The 19,815-nt window shown below is 63.2% G+C and carries 19 protein-coding genes; 8 read left to right on the forward strand and 11 right to left on the reverse strand.

The genetic code is table 11. The features are described 5' to 3' along the window. Positions 1-53: 53 nt before the first annotated feature. The gene (locus BLV27_RS11910; protein ID WP_092646246.1) at positions 54-761 is read left to right on the forward strand and encodes an ArsR/SmtB family transcription factor; all 708 of its coding nucleotides are present in this window, start codon (positions 54-56) and stop codon (positions 759-761) included. Next, complete coding sequence (locus BLV27_RS11915; RefSeq protein WP_092646248.1) at positions 761-1,408, forward strand: hypothetical protein; 648 nt, start codon at positions 761-763, stop codon at positions 1,406-1,408. The genes BLV27_RS11910 and BLV27_RS11915 overlap by 1 nt, the downstream gene beginning before the upstream one ends. A gap of 10 nt (positions 1,409-1,418) precedes the next feature. Here BLV27_RS11915 and BLV27_RS11920 read toward each other — a convergent pair whose 3' ends face one another. After that, complete coding sequence (locus tag BLV27_RS11920; RefSeq protein WP_092646250.1) at positions 1,419-2,408, reverse strand: hypothetical protein; 990 nt, start codon at positions 2,406-2,408, stop codon at positions 1,419-1,421. Continuing rightward, positions 2,405-5,512: a valine--tRNA ligase gene (locus tag BLV27_RS11925; protein WP_092646252.1), complete on the reverse strand. Its 3,108-nt coding sequence runs from the start codon at positions 5,510-5,512 to the stop codon at positions 2,405-2,407. The genes BLV27_RS11920 and BLV27_RS11925 overlap by 4 nt, the downstream gene beginning before the upstream one ends. A 127-nt stretch (positions 5,513-5,639) precedes the next feature. Here BLV27_RS11925 and BLV27_RS11930 point away from each other — a divergent pair, with 127 nt between their 5' ends. Then, positions 5,640-7,958: a xanthine dehydrogenase family protein molybdopterin-binding subunit gene (locus tag BLV27_RS11930; RefSeq protein WP_244504638.1), complete on the forward strand. Its 2,319-nt coding sequence runs from the start codon at positions 5,640-5,642 to the stop codon at positions 7,956-7,958. Continuing rightward, on the forward strand, positions 7,958-9,070 hold the full coding sequence (locus BLV27_RS11935) for a DUF2235 domain-containing protein (protein ID WP_092646255.1): 1,113 nt from the start codon (positions 7,958-7,960) through the stop codon (positions 9,068-9,070). The genes BLV27_RS11930 and BLV27_RS11935 overlap by 1 nt, the downstream gene beginning before the upstream one ends. A gap of 210 nt (positions 9,071-9,280) precedes the next feature. On the opposite strand, the gene BLV27_RS11940 is transcribed toward BLV27_RS11935, so the two are convergent. The 5 genes from BLV27_RS11940 to BLV27_RS20040 form a co-directional block, all read right to left on the reverse strand. Then, positions 9,281-10,594: an HlyC/CorC family transporter gene (locus tag BLV27_RS11940; RefSeq protein ID WP_092646257.1), complete on the reverse strand. Its 1,314-nt coding sequence runs from the start codon at positions 10,592-10,594 to the stop codon at positions 9,281-9,283. 49 nt (positions 10,595-10,643) lie between these two features. Then, positions 10,644-11,099, reverse strand: coding sequence for a YtoQ family protein (locus tag BLV27_RS11945; RefSeq protein ID WP_092646259.1), 456 nt, complete (start codon positions 11,097-11,099; stop codon positions 10,644-10,646). 66 nt (positions 11,100-11,165) lie between these two features. Beyond that, positions 11,166-12,086, reverse strand: coding sequence for a site-specific tyrosine recombinase XerD (locus BLV27_RS11950; protein ID WP_244504639.1), 921 nt, complete (start codon positions 12,084-12,086; stop codon positions 11,166-11,168). Further along, positions 12,083-13,594, reverse strand: coding sequence for a hypothetical protein (locus tag BLV27_RS11955; RefSeq protein WP_092646263.1), 1,512 nt, complete (start codon positions 13,592-13,594; stop codon positions 12,083-12,085). Before BLV27_RS11955 ends, BLV27_RS11950 begins: the two co-directional genes overlap by 4 nt. Continuing rightward, entirely contained in the window at positions 13,584-13,712 is a 129-nt protein-coding gene (locus BLV27_RS20040; RefSeq protein WP_280140304.1) for a hypothetical protein, read from the reverse strand. Before BLV27_RS20040 ends, BLV27_RS11955 begins: the two co-directional genes overlap by 11 nt. A 107-nt stretch (positions 13,713-13,819) precedes the next feature. On the opposite strand from BLV27_RS20040, the gene BLV27_RS11960 reads away from it, so the two are divergent. Together BLV27_RS11960 and aroB are read left to right on the forward strand one after the other, a co-directional pair. Next, on the forward strand, positions 13,820-14,389 hold the full coding sequence (locus BLV27_RS11960; RefSeq protein WP_092646333.1) for a shikimate kinase: 570 nt from the start codon (positions 13,820-13,822) through the stop codon (positions 14,387-14,389). Positions 14,390-14,396: 7 nt separating this feature from the next. Further along, positions 14,397-15,491, forward strand: coding sequence for a 3-dehydroquinate synthase (gene aroB, locus BLV27_RS11965; protein ID WP_092646265.1), 1,095 nt, complete (start codon positions 14,397-14,399; stop codon positions 15,489-15,491). 107 nt (positions 15,492-15,598) lie between these two features. Here the strand turns inward: aroB and BLV27_RS11970 are convergent, their stop codons facing one another. Then, positions 15,599-15,829, reverse strand: a complete 231-nt coding sequence (locus BLV27_RS11970) for a ribbon-helix-helix domain-containing protein (protein WP_092646268.1) — start codon at positions 15,827-15,829, stop codon at positions 15,599-15,601. Then, positions 15,826-16,011: a DUF4169 family protein gene (locus tag BLV27_RS11975; RefSeq protein ID WP_092646270.1), complete on the reverse strand. Its 186-nt coding sequence runs from the start codon at positions 16,009-16,011 to the stop codon at positions 15,826-15,828. The genes BLV27_RS11970 and BLV27_RS11975 overlap by 4 nt, the downstream gene beginning before the upstream one ends. Before the next feature lie 126 nt (positions 16,012-16,137). Between BLV27_RS11975 and BLV27_RS11980 the strand changes: the two genes are divergently transcribed. Further along, entirely contained in the window at positions 16,138-16,626 is a 489-nt protein-coding gene (locus tag BLV27_RS11980; protein ID WP_092646272.1) for a hypothetical protein, read from the forward strand. Between the two features lie 3 nt (positions 16,627-16,629). Here BLV27_RS11980 and fumC read toward each other — a convergent pair whose 3' ends face one another. Both fumC and BLV27_RS11990 read right to left on the reverse strand, forming a co-directional pair. Then, positions 16,630-18,024 (reverse strand): class II fumarate hydratase, encoded by a 1,395-nt coding sequence (fumC, locus tag BLV27_RS11985; RefSeq protein ID WP_092646274.1) that lies wholly within the window; start codon positions 18,022-18,024, stop codon positions 16,630-16,632. A gap of 99 nt (positions 18,025-18,123) precedes the next feature. Beyond that, a complete protein-coding gene (locus tag BLV27_RS11990; protein ID WP_092646276.1) occupies positions 18,124-18,612 on the reverse strand; it encodes an SspB family protein in 489 nt (162 codons plus the stop codon). A gap of 274 nt (positions 18,613-18,886) precedes the next feature. On the opposite strand from BLV27_RS11990, the gene BLV27_RS11995 reads away from it, so the two are divergent. After that, positions 18,887-19,657, forward strand: coding sequence for a hypothetical protein (locus BLV27_RS11995; RefSeq protein ID WP_092646278.1), 771 nt, complete (start codon positions 18,887-18,889; stop codon positions 19,655-19,657). Positions 19,658-19,815: the final 158 nt, after the last annotated feature.

Here is a 19,815-nt window from a genome sequence, read left to right on the forward strand (position 1 = left end):
GGACAGGAAGATGTTGATTGACCGGGCCGGGGCCTGCGTGAATACGGTCGTCCATGACTTACGAAGCAATTCTGACGGCGCTGGCCGATCCAACGCGCCGCGCCGTGCTGGAACGGCTGCGCGACGAACCCTTGCCCGTGGGTAGAATTGCCGAGGATCTCCCCGTTTCACGCCCGGCGGTTTCCCAACATCTCAAGGTGTTGCTGGATGCAGGTCTCGTTTCGATGCAGGCATCGGGCACCCGCAATCTCTACGCGCTGCTCCCCGGTGGGGCCGCGCCCCTGCTTGGATGGCTGGGCGACCTGCGGTCCGCTCCGGCGGCACCCGGCACCGCGCCGGGATGGAGGCGCAGCCTGGCTACGCGACTCAACCCGCACGAAGCATGGCAGCTGTTCTGTGACGATCTGGCAATCTGGTGGCCCGTCGCGCGCTTCTCCATTTCCGCGCATAAAGAGGGCGCGCTGCCGCAGGCCGTATTTCTTGATCCGGTCGTTGGGGGGGCGTTGAGTGAGATCCTTTATGATGGAAGCAAGGGCATCTGGGCCACCGTCATCGACGCAAGGAAACCGGACTGTCTGACGCTGGATTGGCAAATGGGTGTGCCCGACCGCTCAGAGGTGCGAATTGATTTTACGGCCGAGAGGGACGGAGCGCGCGTCACCCTGCAACAGGACGCCGAAACGCCCGAGGCGACGGCGCTCTGGGACGCGGTGATGGAGCGGTTCGCCTCAGCCGCAAATGCCAGTCTGTCCAACTTCTGATGCGCCGCATACGTTTGCTTTCGCTGGTGATTGTTCTTGTTTCCTTGGGACTGCTGCCATTCCCGCGCCATGTCCTTTTTCCGGGCTGGGCAGGCTTGAACTACGTGTCTGACGGCGTGTGGATGGAGGCAACGGCAGGTGATTCCGAGCGCTTTGTCGAGGAACTGACTTGGGCCGAGGCGCAGGTGGCCGACTGGTGGGGAGAGGTGCCCGACCGGCCCCGGATCCTTGTCTGCGGCAGTTTGAAATGCGACAGCGCCCTGAATGGGCCTGGCCCCTATGCGCAGGCCTACGGCCGCCACCTGTTGATCGTGCATGCTCGTCTTGGATTGGAGGATCCCGAGTTGCGCCGCGCGATCCTGGCCCATGAATTGAGCCATATCATCGTTGCGTCCCGCGTATCGATCCCTGCTTACCTGAGGGGGGATATGCCGGCGTGGCTGAACGAGGGGCTGGCTGTTCTGGCATCCGACGATCCGCGGTTCAATCTTACACCGGGCCTTTGCGATATGTTGGTCGAGGAACCGTTGCCCGAGGGCATGCGCGACTGGGGTCATCTGGCTGGTGAGGGGAACAGGCCGATCTATCAGGCGGCAGCCTGTCGGGCGCGCGCGTGGCTTGAAAACAACGATTTGGCAGATATTTAGCCTTCGATCTTCATCTAATCCAAAGACCGTTTCGTTTCAGTCTGTTGCGGATTGCCTGCTCCTTGCGAGGCAGGGCGTCGCGATCGAACATCTCGCGCGCCTTGGTGCCCTTGGGTTGATACAGGAACCGTTTGAACGGCTCGTAATTCTTTAGCACCTTTTTAATGCGGTTGGGCGCGGTAGCGGCCTGAACCGCCGTAATCACGTGATCTGGGGCCGTTGCGTACATAAGGGGGAGAAATCGGTAATGAAAACTGTGACTTGAGTCCAGAACTTCAGGCCCAATCCCACCTTTGTCACCCGGTCGCCCACCGCCCAATTCGTGTATCGCCAAAGGCAGTGCGGCCTGGTCCAGCCAAGGGTCCAGAACCTGCGTCACGATCTCTTCGGGCGGGTCGTCGCGGATCATCAGCGCAGCATCCCTGAACGCGTGATGGAACGTCTTGGGATCGTCGCCGAAGAACCAGCCGGCGTTGAAGTACAAATAGCGCTGCCAGTATTCATCCGGCCAACTCAAGTCCAGCGTATCAGTCAGATGTCCGCCACGTTTGGCGTGAAGTGCGCCCCATATCTCATTGAATCCTGGACCATAAAGCTCCGGACTTGGCCAAGTGTTCTCCCGCTTCATGGATGCGGACGGTCGGCTGAAGTCGATCGCCAAGTCGCTCAGTTCTGCCGTGATCACGGTATCCGTATCAAAGAACATGAAGGGCCCGTCCGGCAGGCAGGTGAGGCCTTCGATCTTGTTGCCATTCGGGTAGGAACTGCCGAAGTGCCAATTACGGAACGGCACGATCTCTGCCCCGAGATCAGTCAAGAGCGACCGTTGATCGCCTTCAGGAATACGCGGATCTTCCGGCCAACGATCTCCGGGTTCCGGCTCACCGACGATAAGACGCCCGGACCAGTCTGGACTGTTATGCCTGAGCGTCGCGGCAAACAGGCACGCCTCGTGGGTGAGGCGGCCTTTCTGCCCGATAATCAGTATGTTGAACGTCATTGCAGCTCATTAAGGCTTTCTAGAGCGGCCTGCACGGCGTCACGCTCCGCCTGCCGCGCGGCGAGATTGGCCTTGGTCTCCTCTACCACTTCGGGCGGAGCGGACTCGGCGAATTTGGGATTGTTCGCGCGGCCAGCGATGCCTTTGATCTCCTTGTCGAGCTTGCCAATCGACTTTTCCAGTCGGCCCCGTTCGGCGGCGACGTCGATGATCCCTTCGAGCGGCAGGGCAAAGCGGCCCGATCCGGCGGTCACCGCGATGGCGCCCTTTGGCGCGGATCCTTCTCGCAGACCCTTGATCCGGGCGAGGGTGCCGATCATGACAGCGTTGGTTTCATAGGCTTTCTTCGCGTCCGCGTCCCAATCGACCGCGACCACCGGGATTGTTGCGCTGGCCGGGACATTCATTTGGGCCCGCGCGGACCGCACCGCCTCGATGAAGGCGATGCTCCAGCGAATTTCCTTTTCCGCTTCAGTATCAATAACTTCCGTAGTGACGTTCTCTGGCCACGTGCGGTGGACGAGCATGCCTTCGTGACCCGTGGCACGCCACAACTCCTCGGTGATGAAGGGCATGAAAGGATGCATCATCGTCATGCACTGCTCCAGCACCCAGCCCATGACCTTCTGGGTTTCCGCTTTCGAATCAGTGGATTCCCCCTGAAGAACCGGTTTGGAAAACTCCACATACCAGTCGCAAACGACGTTCCAGACGAACTTGTAGAGTGCGCTTGCCGCGTCGTCGAACCGATAGGCGGAGAGGGCGGCGTCCACCTCGGTTCGGGTGCGCGCGGTCTCGCCGATGATCCATTTGTTCACCGTCATATGGATGGGTGACCCATGGGTGATCTGCGTCGGATCCTGGTCCGAAAACTTTACGTCGTACATTTCCGCGAAACGGACGGCATTCCAGAGCTTGGTGCCGAAGTTGCGGTAGCCCGCGATCCGCTGCGTGTCGAGTTTCAGCGCTCCGCCCAACGACGCCATCGCGGCGTTGGTAAAGCGCAGCGCGTCGGCCCCGTATTCGTCGATCAGGTCGAGGGGGTCTACGACGTTGCCCAGCGACTTGGACATCTTCTTGCCCTTGGCGTCGCGGACTAGGCCGTGGAGGTATACGCTTTTGAAAGGAATGCGGTCTTCGACCGGTTTGTCGTCGGGCAGGACGGCGAGTTGCATCATGATCATCCGGGCGACCCAGAAGAACAGGATGTCGGTCCCGGTGATAAGGGTCGAGGTGGGGAAATACTTGGCGAGTTCCGGCGTCTCCTCGGGCCAGCCGAGGGTGCCCAGCGGCCACAGGCCGGAAGAGAACCAGGTGTCGAGGACATCGGGATCGCGGAACGCCGGGATGGTAAGGGGGCTTTGCGCCTGACGAATGCGGCCCTCAGTACGCGTGCCACGACCCGCGAGGCCGTCGCGCAAGATGTCCAGCGCCTCGGCTTCGGTTTCCACGATGCGGATGTCGGCGTCTTCGCCATGGATGCGACGCAGATGCTCCATCGCGTCCGCCTCCGAGGTGGCGCAGATCGGCAGCCAGTCTGCATCGCCGTCGGGATCCCACGTGTACCAGACTGGCACCTGATGGCCCCACCACAGCTGCCTCGAGATGCACCAAGGTTCTATGTTTTCCAGCCAGTGAAAGTAAACTTTTCGGTCGCTTTCGGGCAGGATCTCGATGGTGCCGTCGCGCACCGCATCGATCGCGGGCTGGACGATCTTCGCGGTGTCGACGAACCACTGGTCGGTCAGCATCGGCTCGATCACGACCTTGGAGCGGTCGCCGTAGGGCTGCATGATCGGCTTGGATTCGACCAGCGGGACCAACTGCTCCTCCTCGGTGCGGGCTTCACCGCCTTCTTCCGGGGCGACGGGGGCCTTTACGGCACCGAGGCGCGGATCGGTCGCGGGGACCATGACGGCCAGCCCCTCGGCCGTAATCTCCTCGACGACGCGCTTGCGCGCCTCGAACCGGTCCAGGCCGCGCAGGTGGTCGGGGACCAGGTTGATGGTGTCGATATCGCCCGCCGACATGTCGATAGTGTTGTCGCGCAGGCGGGCCGCAGTCTTCGCCGCCTCGGCATAGGGGGCACCGTCGTCGCGGAGGTTGGCCTGCGTGTCCATCAGGCGGTAGCAAGGGATGTGGTTGCGCTGCGCGACGGCGTAGTCGTTGAAGTCATGTGCGCCGGTAATCTTGACCGCGCCCGAGCCGAAATCCTTATCGGGGTACTCATCAGTGATGATCGGGATCTGGCGGCGGTGTTCCTTCGGCCCAACAGGAATTTCGCATAGTTTTCCGACGATAGGCGCGTAGCGCTCATCCGATGGATGAACTGCGACCGCGCCGTCGCCCAGCATCGTTTCGGGCCGCGTTGTGGCGATTGAGATGTAATCGCGCGTTTCGGTGAAGAGGACGTTCCCGTCTTCGTCCCGTTCGACGTATTCATAGGTTTCGCCGCCCGCGAGGGGATATTTGAAGTGCCACATGTGGCCCGGCGTTTCGAGGTTCTCGACTTCGAGGTCGGAAATTGCGGTCTCAAAATGGGGGTCCCAGTTCACCAGCCGCTTGCCGCGGTAGATCAGACCGTTGTCGTACATCTCCACGAAGACCTTGATGACGGCGTCGTGGAAGTTCTGTTGAGTCGGGTCGGGATCACCGGGTGCGCCGCCCATGGTGAACGCTTCCCGGTCCCAATCGCAGGACGCTCCGAGGCGTTGCAGCTGGCCGATGATCGTGCCGCGGGATTTGGTCTTTTGCTGCCAGACACGTTCCAGAAACTTGTCCCGGCCCATTTCCTGACGTGACGGTTCGCCGTTCGCGGCCATGTCACGCTCGGTCACCATCTGGGTGGCGATGCCCGCGTGGTCCGTGCCGGCCTGCCACAGCGTATCGAAACCGCGCATCCGGTGCCAGCGGACCAAGATGTCCTGCAAGGTGTTGTTGAAGGCGTGCCCCATGTGCAGCGAGCCGGTGACGTTCGGCGGCGGAATGACGATGGAGAACGTCTCGGGGCGCGAGGCATTCGCCCCGGCGCGGAAGTACCCCCCGTCGATCCATTCCTTGCTGATGCGGGATTCGGCGGATTTCGCGTCGAACGTCTTGTCCATCGGGGGCCTCTGATCTGGTGTTGGCGATGTCCTAACGCGGCGACACCAAAAGGGGAAGGTGGCTGGACAGTCGGGCGCGGCCCGCTAGTGTCCGCATCAAGTTATTCCTTCCGCCGGAGATGCCCAGATGACGAAGATGATGCCCGCCGCCAACGAGAATTTCGGCCTGAGCCAATCGGTCCGCCGGGCCGAAGACCCCCGGCTCTTGACCGGTCGGGGTGTTTACGTGGATGACACCGCCCCGACTGGGGCGCTGCACGCATTCGTCCTGCGCTCTTCCGTGGCGCATGCGGATATTACGGTGAACGTGGAGGATGCGCGCGCGGCCGAGGGTGTCGCGCTGATCCTGACGGGGCCGGACATCGACGCGGCTGGGGTCGTAAACCACATCCCGACGGTCGTGGCCGACAACCGTGACGGCGGCAAGGCAGCGGACCCGCAGCGGCCGTTGCTGGCCCTTGGGCGGGTGCGCTTCGTCGGCGAGGCGATCGCCATGGTCATCGCGGAAACGATGGAGCAGGCGCGCGATGCGGCCGAACTGATCGAGGTGGATTACGAAGAGTTGGACGTGAAGCTGGACGTGGCCGAGGGCGGCGTCGCCGTGCACGCGGAAGCCCCCGACAACGTGGTATATGACTATGGCAAGGGGGATGAAGCGGCGACCGAGGCGGCGCTGGCCAAGGCGGCACGCGTGGTCGAGCTGACGGTGGACGATAACCGCGTTATCTGTGCGTCGCTTGAGCCGCGTGGATCCTGGGCCGAGGTCGCGGACGGGCGGCTACATGTTTGTGTGAACGGACAGGGTGTCTGGGCGGCCAAGGGCCAGTTGGCGGCGTCGCTGAACCTGAATAAGGCGGACGTGCGGGTGACGAACCCCGACGTGGGCGGTGGGTTTGGAATGAAGGCCATGATCTATCCCGAGACGATCCTGGTGGCCCACGCGACGCGCGCACTAGGCAAGCCTGTCCGATGGATGGGAGACCGATCGGAATCGATGCTGTCGGACAATGCGGGGCGCGACCTCATCTGCCACGCCAAGCTGGGGTTCGACGCGGACAACAGGCTGATCGCCTACCGGATGGACAACGTGGCAAATATGGGGGCCTACAACTCGGGCTATGCGCAGCATATTCAGTCGGAGCTGTTCTCGAAGGTGATGCCGGGCTGCTATGACGTGCAGGCCTGCTACATGACGTCCAAGGGCATCTTCACCAACACGACGCAGGTCGATGCCTATCGCGGGGCGGGTCGGCCCGAAGCGATTTACGTGCTGGAGCGGGCCATGGACCATGCCGCACGCGAACTTGGCATCGACCGGTTCGAGTTGCGCCGCAAATGCTTCATCCAGCCGGATCAATTCCCCTATGTCAGCGCAATGGGCGAAACCTATGATGTGGGCGATTTTCCCCGCGTCCTGAACCGCGCGATGGTCGAGGCGGACGTCGCTGGATTCGAGGCGCGCAAGGCCGAGAGTGCGGCAGAGGGCAAACTGCGCGGTCTGGGGCTTTGCTATTACATCGAGTCCATCCTCGGGAACCCGAGCGAAAGCGCCGAGATTGAATTCACCGATGACGGTCGCGTGACGCTCTACGTGGGGACGCAGTCGAACGGGCAGGGGCACGAAACGGTCTACCGGCAGTTCCTGTCCAACGATCTGGGTATCGCGCCCGACATGATCGACATCGTGCAGGGCGACAGCGACCGGATCGCCACGGGCGGCGGCACTGGCGGCTCCCGTTCGGTCACGACGCAGGGCACCGCCAACAAAGCCGCGTCGGCCAAGGTGATAGAGAAGTTCACACCCTTTGTGGCGGGGCTGCTGGATGTGGATACGGTGGAGTTCGAGGAGGGCACCTTCCGCGCCAGCGAGTCCAACCGCGTCGTGACGATTCTGGAAGCCGCCGCCGAGGCGCGTATGGCGGGCGAGACGGACCTGCTCAAGACCCGCGAGACGACCACCTTGCCGGGCCGCAGCTATCCTAATGGGGCCCATCTGTGCGAAGTTGAGATCGACCGTGACACCGGGCAACTGGAGGTCGTGAAATACACCGTCGTCGATGACTTCGGGAATCTGATGAACCCGATGCTGGCCGAGGGTCAGGTCCACGGCGGTGTGGCGCAGGGTATCGGTCAGGCCGTCAGCGAGCAGGTCGTGTATGACGAAACGGGTCAGCTGCTCACGGCATCTTTCATGGACTACGGGATGCCAAGGGCACAGGGTATGCCCATGATCGCCTTTTATTCCGAACCTGTTCCGTCGACGGCCAACGTTCTTGGCATGAAGGGCTGTGGTGAGGCGGGAACCGTCGGGGCCATGGCCGCCGTTGGCAATGCGGCGCTGGATGCACTTTGGGACTTGGGGTTGCGTCAGGTCGACATGCCCTTCACGCCCAGCCGCGTCTGGGCGATGCTGCATCAGGCCGAAGGCGCGATCGCCGCTGAGTGATGGGCCTGCGCGACCTTTTCGACCGCCTTCTGGGGCGCGACGGCGGGGGCATCACCCGTTCCCCCGTCGAGGAAACGCAGGTCCAGACGCATGTGGTGCTGCTTGATGGCACGATGTCGACGCTGCGACCGGGGTGGGAGACGTCGATCGGCCTGATCTATCGGCTGTTGGCCAGCGAGGACCAGCAGTGCCTGTATTATGAGCCGGGGCTGGAATGGCGCGGCTGGCGGCACGCACCCGAGATCATGGCGGGCGTCGGTATCAATCACCAGATCCGCCGCGCCTATATGTTCCTGGCGCATCGCTATCGTCCCGGCGACCGGGTTTTCCTGCTGGGATATTCGCGCGGGGCTTACGCGGTACGGGCGCTGGCCGGGATGATCGACCGCATCGGCCTGCTGCGCCCTGAGTTCGCGGAGGAGGAGATGGTGCTGGAAGCCTATACGCATTACCGCGACGGGCCTCTGCACCCCAACGCGCGACGGTTCGCGACCCAGCATTGCCATCAAAATAGCCGGATCACCGCCGTTGGCGTGTTGGACACGGTGCAGGCGGTCGGCATCCGCTGGCCCGTCCTCTGGCGGGTGTTCCCCGAGGTGCACGCCTTCCGGTCGCACCGCTTGGGCCAATCGGTGGACTTCGGATTTCACGCCATGGGACTGGACGAGACGCGGAAGGCTTACTCCCTTGATCGCTGGCGCACGCGGGGCAAAAGAACGGCAAGCGTGGAGCAGGTCTGGTTCCGGGGCACGCACGGCGATGTGGGCGGCCACCTGAACGGCCACGACCCGGCGCGCCCCCTGTCCAATGTCCCGCTGGTCTGGTTGTTGTCGCGACTGGAGGATGTGGGGCTGGATCTGCCGGAAGGCTGGCGCGACCGGTTCCCACAGGACTCCACGGCACCCTCGGTCGGTAACTGGCGAGGCTTCGGTCCGGTGTTTCTGTCGCGACGGAGGCGGGTCTTCGGTGAAGACCCCAGTGAATGGCTGCATCCAACGGCCACGGATCATCCCGCAGCAGCCCGTCTGAACGTCTGGGACGGTAAGGCCCCGGACGAGCAGGACCGGGCAGTAGAGTATACCTTTGCCCGGAAAGGACGGATTGAGCCCTGACGCGCGATGGGGGACGATCGGCCCCTTCGCCGGGCTTAAATCCGTCGGACTGACTTTTCCTGGTCTCGATCACCGGATCGGCCGCGCCGCGGGGACAGTCACCTTCCCTTGGCGTCTTCCAGCGCGAGCGCCGCATACAAGTCCGAAGCAGAGCAAACAGCCTAAGGCCGCCGCACCCGATGCGAGCGGTGCCGGCTCTTGCTAGCGAAGTCAGCCCAAGGGGCGAATGCGCAGCTGCGTAATACGGTTCGCCTCGCGTGCGGCGACCTCGAAGCGGAACCCGTGGAAGCTGAAGACCTGACCCATTGTCGGGATCGTCTGCGCCTCGTGGATGACCAGACCGGCCACGGTGTTCGCCTCCTCGTCAGGCAAGCCCCAGTCGGTCGCGCGGTTCAGGTCGCGGATCGTCATGCTGCCTTCGATCAGGTAGGTCCCGTCGGCCTCGGCCTCCAGAACCGGTTCGTCCGGGTGGTCATATTCATCGGTAATCTCGCCCACGATCTCCTCCAGTATGTCTTCCAGGGTTATCAGGCCTTGCAACGCCCCGTATTCGTCCACAACCAGTGCAAAATGCGTGTGCCGCTTGAGAAATTGGCGCATCTGGTCATCGAGCGTGGTTGTCTCGGGAATGAAATAGGGTTCCATCATGACGTCGGTCAGGTCCAGCTTGGCCATCGCGTCGATACCGCCCCCCTCCGCGCGCACCAGCTTGTCGATGGCTCGCAGCAGGTCCTTGGAATGGATCAGGCCGATCACGTTCTCCGGCTCGTCGCGGTAGACGGGCAGGCGCGTGTGGCGGGAGCTCAGAACCTGGTCGAGGATATCTCCGGGCGAGTTGTCCACATCCACCATCTCGATCCCCGAGCGGTGGAGCATAATCTCCTCCACGAAGCGGTCCGCCAGGTCGAGCGCACCCAGCAGGCGGTCACGGTCCTCCTTTTCGACGCTGCCCTCGGTGTGGCCCAGCGTGATGGCACCCATGATCTCTTCGTGGGCGGACATGATGTTGCGGTTGGGGTCGGTATCGACGCCGAACATCGACAGGATCACGCGGACAAAGCCGCGCACGGCATAGACCACTGGGCTGAAGACGCGGATGACGACCGCGATGATCGGGGCGACCCGGCTGGCCGCGCTTTCGGGGTTGGTGATCGCATAGGTCTTGGGCAGGACCTCTGCAAAGACGAGGACAAGCGCCGTCATCACCAGGGTCGCAATGGCCACGCCGCCTTCGCCGAACAGCGTGGTGAACAGCGCCGTCGCCAGCGCGGCCGACAGGATGTTGACGATGTTGTTTCCCAGCAGCACGCTGCCGATCAGACGCTCGTTGTCCTCGGTCACAATCAGGGCGCGTTCGGCCCCCGCGTTGCCCTTGTCCGCCTGGCTGCGCAGCTTGGCGCGGCTGGCCGCCGTCAGCGCCGTTTCCGACCCCGAGAAGAATGCCGACAGGAACAGCAGAAAGACAATGCCCGCTGCCGTGCCCCAGGTCGCGCCCCAGTTGATCGTTTCGATGGTGTTTTCCATGCCTGCGTTATGGGGCGCGCGGGACGACGCGACAAGATGCCGTCGTCAATCAGGTGGGCAGCGTGCCGTCGAGCACATATTGCAGGATCTGAACCACCTGTTGCGGCGTTTCGACCACGGCCAGGGCGGCAGCGTCGACTTCCTTCAGGGCGTGCTGATGCTCGGGCCCGTGCATCACGATCAGCGACGTGCCGAGTGCGGCGGCAGTGCCCGCATCAAAGGCGGCGTTCCACTGCTTGTATTTTTCGCCGAAGCGCACGACCACGATATCTGCCTGCTCGATCCCGCGTCGCGTCCGGATGGCGTTCAGCTTGGCCCCCTTGTGATCATGCCAGAACTTGTTCGGCTCGGCCCCCATGATCGAGACTCCGCAATCGTCGGAGGCGGCGTGGTCGGTAACAGGCCCCGAGAACGCCACGTCGAGGCCGGCCTCGGTGCAGGCGGTGGTGATTTCATCGCGCCAATCGGTGTGAATCTCGCCGGAGAGGTAAACGGACAGGGTCATATTCCATACTTTCTCTGCTTCATAAATACTTCGGGAGCGCGAGGGCAGCGCCCTCGCTCCCCCATCTCAATCCCTTGCCAGCGGATGATGTGTCAGCACCAGTTCCCTCAGGCGGGTCTCGAGGACATGAGTGTAGATTTCGGTGGTCGATATATCGGCGTGGCCCAGCATCGTCTGGATCGCCCGCAGATCGGCTCCACCCGCAAGCAGATGCGTGGCAAAGGCGTGGCGCAGGACGTGGGGGCTGACGGTGTCGGGGTCGAGGCCGGCAAAGGCGGCAAGCGTCTTGATGCGGCTGTGAAACCAGACGCGGGTCAGGTGCCCGGCTTTGCCGCGTGATGGAAACAGGTGCGGGGATGCTGGTGTGCCCTTGGCTGTGCGGGCGGCGCTGTCTTCGGCGTCGCGGTGCCGCAGCCACATCGCCATGGCGTCGCGCGCCGCGGGGGAAAGGGGGACCATCCGCTCCTTGCCGCCCTTGCCGCGCACCAACAGCATCCGGGGATCACCGCGTGCCGCGGCGACAGGCAGGGCGACCAGTTCGCTCACCCGCATCCCTGTCGCATAGAGGAGCTGCATCAAGCAGGTATCGCGCAGCTTCTCAGCCTCGGTCTTGCCCATATCTTCGGCGGCCCCCAGCAGGGCGTCCACATCCCCCTCCGACAGGGTCTTCGGCAGGCTTTTGGGCTTTTGCGGGCCGGTGATGCGGATCGCGGGGTCGTCCTCGCGAAGGCCCTCCTCGTGGGCGAAACGATATAGGCCGCGGATGGCCGAAAGGCGGCGTGCGCGGGTTGATGCGGCAAGGCCCTCGGCTTCGCAGGCCACCAGGAAAGCCTCGATCTGCGTGCGGGAGGCGGTGGCGATGGCAAGGCCCCGGTGGCTCAGGTGGGCGTCAAAGGCATCGAGATCGCGGCGGTAGGCCTGAAGCGAATTGAGGGCCGCGCCGCGCTCGGCAGCCTGCGCCTCCAGGAAGAGGTCGATCCAGTTCACGTCAGCAGCAATTGCAGCGCCATCCGCCGTGCCACGTCCAACAGGCCGACGGAACGGAAGAAGGCCAGCGCGTCGGCGATGTCCTGTGGGTCGCTATCGGCACCGTCCGCCAATAGGCTCACCGCTTCCAGCAAGGCCTCTCCAAGTCGTTCACTCTCAGCCAGCCTTGTCAGGTGGTCTGGCGGCGTGCCGGTCAAACCGTCGTTGATCGCTTGGCTCAGCGGGTCTGGCGGGGGGGGCACGTCGAAGTTGCCCTGCGCTATGGCCAAGGCAAAGGCATCGCGCGGCATCGTGGCCGTCGCGCTGGCGGCGATCGTTTCGTAGGCGGGCGAAAGAAGACCCACGCGCAAAGCCAGCGCGGCGGCGGGCGCATCGAGCGCGATGTGCGACAGTCGCTCTCCGTAGAGATCGGCAAAGGGTACCAACAGACCCGCATCCTGCATTCGGGTGAATGCCTGCGGCAGGGCATCAGCCACTCCGGCCATGTCTCCGGCGATGAGCGCGGTGTCGAGTTTCTGAATCGCCGCGGCCCGGTCCCAGACGCCACCCGAGGCCGAGGGCCGTCCTTCGGTGTAGAGCGCCAACAGGCGGTTCACGTCAAGCGCACGGGCGCGGGTCAAACGCTCGGCCGCTTCTATCTGGCTCTTCCAGCCGGTCGTCGGGCGCAGATCCGCCACGGCGAACGCAAGCGGCAGGCCTGCGGTCGAAGGTGTCTCACCGATGCCGTCCAACAGGCGGAAGGCCAGCGGCGTGATCGGGCGCGGGGCCATCGGAGGGGGCAGGTTTTCAAACATCTCGGGGTCAAGGAATTGCGCCAGCAGGGCGTCTTCCTGCTTCGAAATGATGCCGAGGGCGCGGCCCGTGTCCAAGGTTAGCGCCGCCGCGGCCCAATCGCCCGATCGAGTCAGACAGAAAATGCGTGCCGGAAGGGTCGGGGCTACACCGGGGTTGGCGGTCATCGCATCGCACGCACGGGTGTCAAAACCGGTCAGTAGCGAGGTATCCCACCACCGGCGGAACGCTTGCGGGTCGGTCGCCCCCGCGCGCTCCAGCAGGGCTTGCGCCTGATCCAGCGCGCCGAATCGAAGCAGCCCGTCGACCCGCGCGAAGAACAGCGTGTCAGGGTCTGCGGCGGCCCGCGGCGGGTCCAGTTCCGCCAGCATCAGCATCAGAACAAGATCCTGCATAGCGGGCAACGCATCTGGCGGAAGGTTTGCAATAAGGTCGGCCACCCGCCGGGGATCGACCCCGGCAAACGTGTCGGACGGCAGCCCCGTCAGGCGCGACGACAGCAGGCCGACCGCATCGCGACGCGTTTGGCCCAGCGGCATGACTGTTACCTGTGTGCCCGTCAGCGGTGTAGCGGCGGGTTCATCCCGGCGCGGCGCGGTCCGCGGCGTCGATAGACTGTCCGAGAGCCATGAAATCGCCGAATCGGGCGTATCCTGCGCGGACAGCGGGGTCCCGAGAATCACCGTGCAGGCAATCAGGCGAAGATCAGCCCGCATCGATCTCGATCGTCGTGGAGGGGGGGGCGGGCTCCGGCTCCAAAAGATAGGAATACCCGAAAAGCCCTGCCGTCCCGAGGATCAGGAGGATCAGGAGATATTTTACAAATCTAAGCATGCCTGCCTTGCCTGTTATCGTTGCAACCATTGTGGCGGGGCGAGATATAGATGGCAATCGGTCAAGCGACAGGGCATGGACGACGAATGCAGGCGATGGGCGACAAGATGCTGGGCAAGGGGCTGGCGCGGGGCGGGGCACGCGGGTTGCACCTTAGCCGTCCTGTTGTGCTTGTCGGGATGATGGGCTGCGGCAAATCGGCAATCGGCAACGCCTTGGCGGCGAGGCTGGGCGTACCATTTCGCGATACCGACGAGGCCCTGACGGCAGCCGCCCGCATGACCATTGCCGAGATATTTGCCCGAGACGGGGAGGCGTTCTTCCGCGCCCGCGAATCCGAAGTGTTGGCCCGCTTGCTGGCCGAGGGGCCGGGCGTCGTCTCGACCGGGGGCGGAGCCTTCCTCCGCGCGGAAAACCGCGCCCTGATAGCGGAGCTTGGCGTATCGGTCTGGTTGAAGGCGGATGCGGAGTTGTTGTGGTCGCGGGTCAAGCAACGAACCACGCGGCCCCTGTTGATGACCGATGATCCGAAGGCCACGCTTATGGAGCTGCTGGAGGCGCGGACGCCGTCCTACCGAGAGGCGGACTTGGTGGCCGAGGCATCGCCCGACCTGCCGATTCCGCAGATGGTCGATCGGGTGATCACCGCGTTGCGTGACGCTGATTTTGTGAAGTGAGGTTCCCATGACCGAAACCGTGCATGTCCCGCTGGGGGACCGCGCCTATGATGTGCATGTCGGGCAGGGCCTAATGGGGCAGGCGGGGATGCTGATCCAGCCGTTCCTGCGCCGCCCGAAGGTATTTGTCGTGACGGAACGGCGGGTTGCGGGACTGCACCTGGACCGGCTGCGCGACGGATTGGGCAAGATCGACGCGCCCGCTCTCCTGCTGGAGCCGGGGGAGGCGATCAAGGGTTGGGCCGGGTTGACGCAGACGGTCGAGTGGCTGCTGGACCAGAAATGTGAGCGGGGCGACATCGTCATCGCGCTGGGCGGGGGAGTGATCGGGGACCTGGTGGGCTTTGCCGCCGCGATCCTGCGACGTGGCGTGCGCTTTGTGCAGGTGCCGACGTCACTCCTGGCGCAAGTGGATTCCTCGGTGGGCGGCAAGACGGCAATCAACACGCGGCACGGCAAAAACCTGGTAGGGGCGTTTCACCAGCCGGTTCTGGTGCTGGCCGACGTCGATGTGCTGGACACGCTGACACCGCGCGATTTCCGCGCCGGGTATGGCGAGGTGGTGAAATACGGGCTGCTGGGCGATGCTGAATTCTTCGTCTGGCTGGAGGAGAACGCAGTCAGGCTGTCCGACGATCCGGTTCTGCGGACACAAGCCGTGCGCCATTCGGTTCAGATGAAGGCCGATATTGTCGAGCGCGACGAGACGGAGCAGGGCGACCGCGCGCTTCTGAACTTGGGCCATACGTTCTGTCACGCGCTGGAAGCGGCGACGGGATATTCGGATCGCCTGCTGCACGGGGAGGGCGTTGCCATCGGCTGTGCGCTGGCGTTCGAGCTGTCGTCGCGGCTGGGCCTGTGTTCGCAGGAAGATCCAAGCCGGGTGCGCGCGCACCTGCAAGCGATGGGCATGTCGCGAGATTTGAGTGACATTCCCGGTGACTTGCCGTCGGCCGAGGCATTGCTTGGCCTGATGGGGCAGGACAAAAAAGTCGTGGACGGCACGTTGCGATTCATTCTGGCGCGCGGAATTGGAGAGGCCTTCGTGACGGCGGACGTGCCGGCGGGCGAGGTTTTGGGAGTCTTGCGGGCCTCGGCCTAGATGACCCTCGGGCACGGCTTGGGGGTCGTGCTTTGCATCAAAGCGCTTCAGGGCGACGGCGTGGTCAGCCAGAGCAGTCAGCATGGTCAGCATTTTCCAAAAGAGTGCTAGTCTTCCGGTGCCCGTTGCACGTGTTTCAGTACGGTCACCCGGATCGCGGAGGCGAGGCCCGCGCTTACGCCCCGTTCCCGGTCGATTTGCGCGGCGAGCGCGTTGACCGAAACGCCCCTGTCGCGCGCCATGTGCACGAAGGCGATCCAGAACGCATCCTCCAGCGAGACGGAAGTTCGGTGACCGTGCAGCGTGAGGGAGCGTTTGCGAGGGCGCGCGTCGATCATTCGCCTTCGCCGTCCCGGCGATGTCCGTCCAGACGGCGGCGCGTCGCGCTCGCCTCGGACGCCTCGCGTGCCTTTTCTTCTTTGGTTCGTCCAAAGCGCGCGGAATTGGCGTCGGCCTCGACCTTGCGCGCGGCGCGGGTTCGGTCCTTGCGGGCACGGTTCAGGTTTATGGGTTTCGTCATTCCTGGACGGACCTTCCACGGATCATGGGCGACAAACGGCGGTTGGAGCCTGCACCCTGATCTTGACAGCTTTGTCGGTCGCCGCAATCCTCGCGATGTCGTTACCCCGAGCGGAGGTATCTTCAAATGCCCGCCTATCTTGCCGTCCTGTTTTTGGCTTCTCTGACGGCTCCGGGCCTGGCGCAGGCCGAATGGCGCTTTGAGGTGCCGCGTGCCCCGGACGATCTTGGACGGGCCAGTGCCGTCAACGAACAGGGTCAGGTCCTGACGGTCGGGTGCGGGAACAGTGGGATGGTCGACATCTCGATCACGCCCGACTTGCGTCCGCCGAACCTCGAATGGCGGGATGAGGGGACGGTGCTGTTCTTCCACATCGACGAGGGGAAGGGATTGCAGATGCCCGCAAGATGCGACGCGCGGGGCTGCTTCCAAGCCCCCATGCTGGGTGACGCGCCTTGGCCCGCCCGCGAGATGGAGGTCATCACGTTGGCCCTGCGCCGGGGGGCCAGCGTAGATGTCCGTGTATCGGGCCAGATTTTGGCGCGCTTTGATCTGACCGGATCCGGCGTGGCGTTGAACACCTTGGCGGAGCAGACCAGTTGCGAAGGCCTCTGAGGTTCAGCTCTTGGGACCGATCATCAGCCTTGGATCGACGACGCGATCGAAGGTTTCCTCGTCAACCAGACCCATTGCCAGCGCCTCCTCTTTGAGGGTGGTGCCGTTCTTGTGCGCGGTCTTGGCGACCTTTGTGGCGTTGTCATAACCGATGGTCGGGGCCAGCGCCGTCACCAGCATCAGCGATTCCTTCATCAGCTTGTCGATCCGCTCCACGTTGGCTTGTGTACCAACGACCATGTTGTCGGTAAAACTGCTCGCCGCATCGCCCAACAGTTGCATGGATTGCAACACGTTGTAGGACATCATTGGGTTGTAGACGTTAAGCTCGAAATGGCCTTGGCTGCCGGCGAAGCCCACGGCGGCGTCGTTGCCCATGACCTGCGCACAGACCATGGTCAGCGCCTCGGCCTGGGTGGGGTTCACCTTGCCCGGCATGATCGACGAACCCGGCTCGTTTTCCGGCAGTATAAGCTCCCCCAGACCCGACCGCGGGCCGGAGCCCAGCAGGCGCATGTCATTGGCGATCTTGAACAGGCTGGCGGCAACGGTCTTGAGCGCACCCGAGAACATGACCATCGCGTCATGGGCCGCCAGCGCCTCGAACTTGTTGGGCGCGGTCACGAAGGGCAGGTCGGTAATGGACGCGATTTCCGCGGCGACATTCTCGGCAAAGCCCTTGCGGGTGTTGAGGCCTGTGCCGACGGCGGTGCCGCCCTGCGCCAACTCGTAGATGTCGGGCAGGCAAGCCTCGACCCGTTGGATCCCCTTGGCGACCTGATGGGCGTAGCCCCCGAATTCCTGACCCAGCGTGAGCGGCGTCGCGTCCTGCGTGTGGGTGCGGCCGATCTTGATGATGTCCTTGAACTCGTCCGATTTGGCGACCAGCGCGGCGTGCAGCTTGCGCAAGCCCGGCAGCAGGGTGTCGCGGGCCGACATGCCGATGGCAACATGCATCGCGGTCGGGAACGTATCGTTGGACGACTGGCCCATGTTGCAGTGGTCGTTAGGATGCACCGGCGTCTTGGACCCGATCGTGCCGCCCAGCATTTCGATCGCGCGGTTCGAGATGACCTCGTTGGCGTTCATGTTCGATTGCGTGCCCGAGCCGGTCTGCCAGACGACCAGCGGGAAGTTATCGTCGAACTTGCCGTCGATGACCTCCCCGGCGGCATCCTGAATGGCCTTGGACAACTGCGCGTCCAGATCGCCGAAACCTTCGTTCACAGCCGCCGCCGCCTTCTTCACCACGCCAAGAGCGCGCACGATCGCAATGGGCTGGCGCTCCCAGCCGATTGGGAAATTCTGAATCGAGCGCTGCGTCTGCGCGCCCCAATACTTGTCGGAGGGGACCTCAAGCGGGCCGAAGCTGTCGGTTTCGGTACGGGTGTTGGTCATTTCTGCGCTCCGGCAAGTCAAATGTCGGGCATGGTTTAGCCGCCCTGCGCCGGGCCGTCCATCACCGGGCACGTCCCGGCAATGGAAAGATTTGCCGATTTACTTGCGAAACTTGTCCAAGCTGACGACTTCGGCGTCCTTGCGGGGGGGCTTCTCCTCGTCCTCCTCCTTGATGTCGGCAAAGGGCGCTTCCTCGATTGGATCGCGATCCTCATCTTCGTCGTGGCTCTCGAATCGGAAACCGAATTCGACCGAGGGGTCGACGAAGGTCTTCATCGCGGCCCAAGGCACGATCAGCGGCTCTTGGCTTTCGCCGAAATTGAGAGTGACCGAGAATCCGTCATCGCGCACGTCCAGCCCGTCAAACCAGTGCTGGAGCACGATGGTCATGTCTTCGGGGTAGCGTTCGTGCAGCCAAGGCGCGATTTCGACGCCTGGATAGTTCGTGTCGAACGAGATGAAGAAGTGGTGGTCGCCGGGCAAGCCTTTCTGGGCCACGTCCTCCAGCACCCGCCGGATCAGCCCGCGCATGGCATCGTGCATGAGCGAGCCGTAGTCGATTGTCGCTGTCGCGTCGGTGTCGGTCATGATCCCTCCGGGGGCCGTCTAAGGGTTAAATTAGAACAGAGGTCGCGAAGGTCGGCAAGGGGAGGATCGGCGGATTGTTTGGGCGACCGCGGAATGGCGCAGTGCGGAAGTTCATGGGGGATTTCGTTTGGGAACCTGGCCTTGATGTGTGCCGAATGTGCGAGAATACAAGCCACGAACCCTTTGATCCACGTCAACGAGCCGAGGCCAGCGTTCACTAGGATTATTGGTCTGGATCTCGATCATCCGGACGTTCGAGGGAGGGTGGACAAAAATGAGAAAGATCTTCTCGATCATATGGTTTGCAGTTTTTCTGGCGCTCGTTTCGATCGCTTCATTCCCAGCAGCGGCGGAAACCAACGTCGGGTCGAATATCGACAGCCGCGTGGTTTTGGCATTCAAAGCGAACGACGATGCGATCGAGGCAATGCTTCCCGACGGATGGCGTGTGATCACGCTTCCCAAAGGGCCACTTGCCGGCTCCAACTTGCTTGTGGCGTTCATCGACCGCCATCTTGCGCTCGACCCCGAGAACCAGCCCCTCGAGCCATATGAGACCCGCTCGGTCGCCATTCTCGCCCATGGTGTCAAACCCGGCGAGGATGGTGCGCATATGTTCGTGCTGCGTGTCTACGAAACGCCTCCGGTTGCCAGCAGCTATGGCAACGGTGTTGCGGCAAGTATCGGCAGGGTGAAGACATCGGTCGCTCCGATCGGCAGTGCCCGAACACATCGGGAAACTTGGCGGGTCGATCCTGAAACGGGCGGCGAACTCAGTCTCATTCTATCGTATCGCAGTGGCCGACCAAGTTGGTCCAGTGCCGAGGCGAGACCGTATTCAGCGGTCGATCCGGATTTCCACCGGATATATCGCTACGATCAACTGGCCGATCTCGTCATGAGTGTTGCCCTCGAGCGGCAACTTGACGGCAATATATTTGTTCGATCCAGTATTCCGGAACTCGCTGACATATTTGACGGAAATGAGACACTGATGGCGGTCTTGTCCATCCCATTCTACGTTCGCGAGGTTTCATTGCCGTGACCTCTGCCCCGGACGGGAGAACCAATGTCGGGGGCAATGCGCCCGTTTGACGGCGCGGCCAACTTGGCTGTCCGAATTGCCGAGCAGGTAGGTGGCGTCTGTTGGCGCGCGCACTCCCTGCTGACTGCGGGTTTCGACGGCGCATCACCGCGTAAGAT

Origin of the sequence: Jannaschia faecimaris, assembly GCF_900107415.1 — a bacterium.
GTDB lineage: Bacteria > Pseudomonadota > Alphaproteobacteria > Rhodobacterales > Rhodobacteraceae > Jannaschia > Jannaschia faecimaris.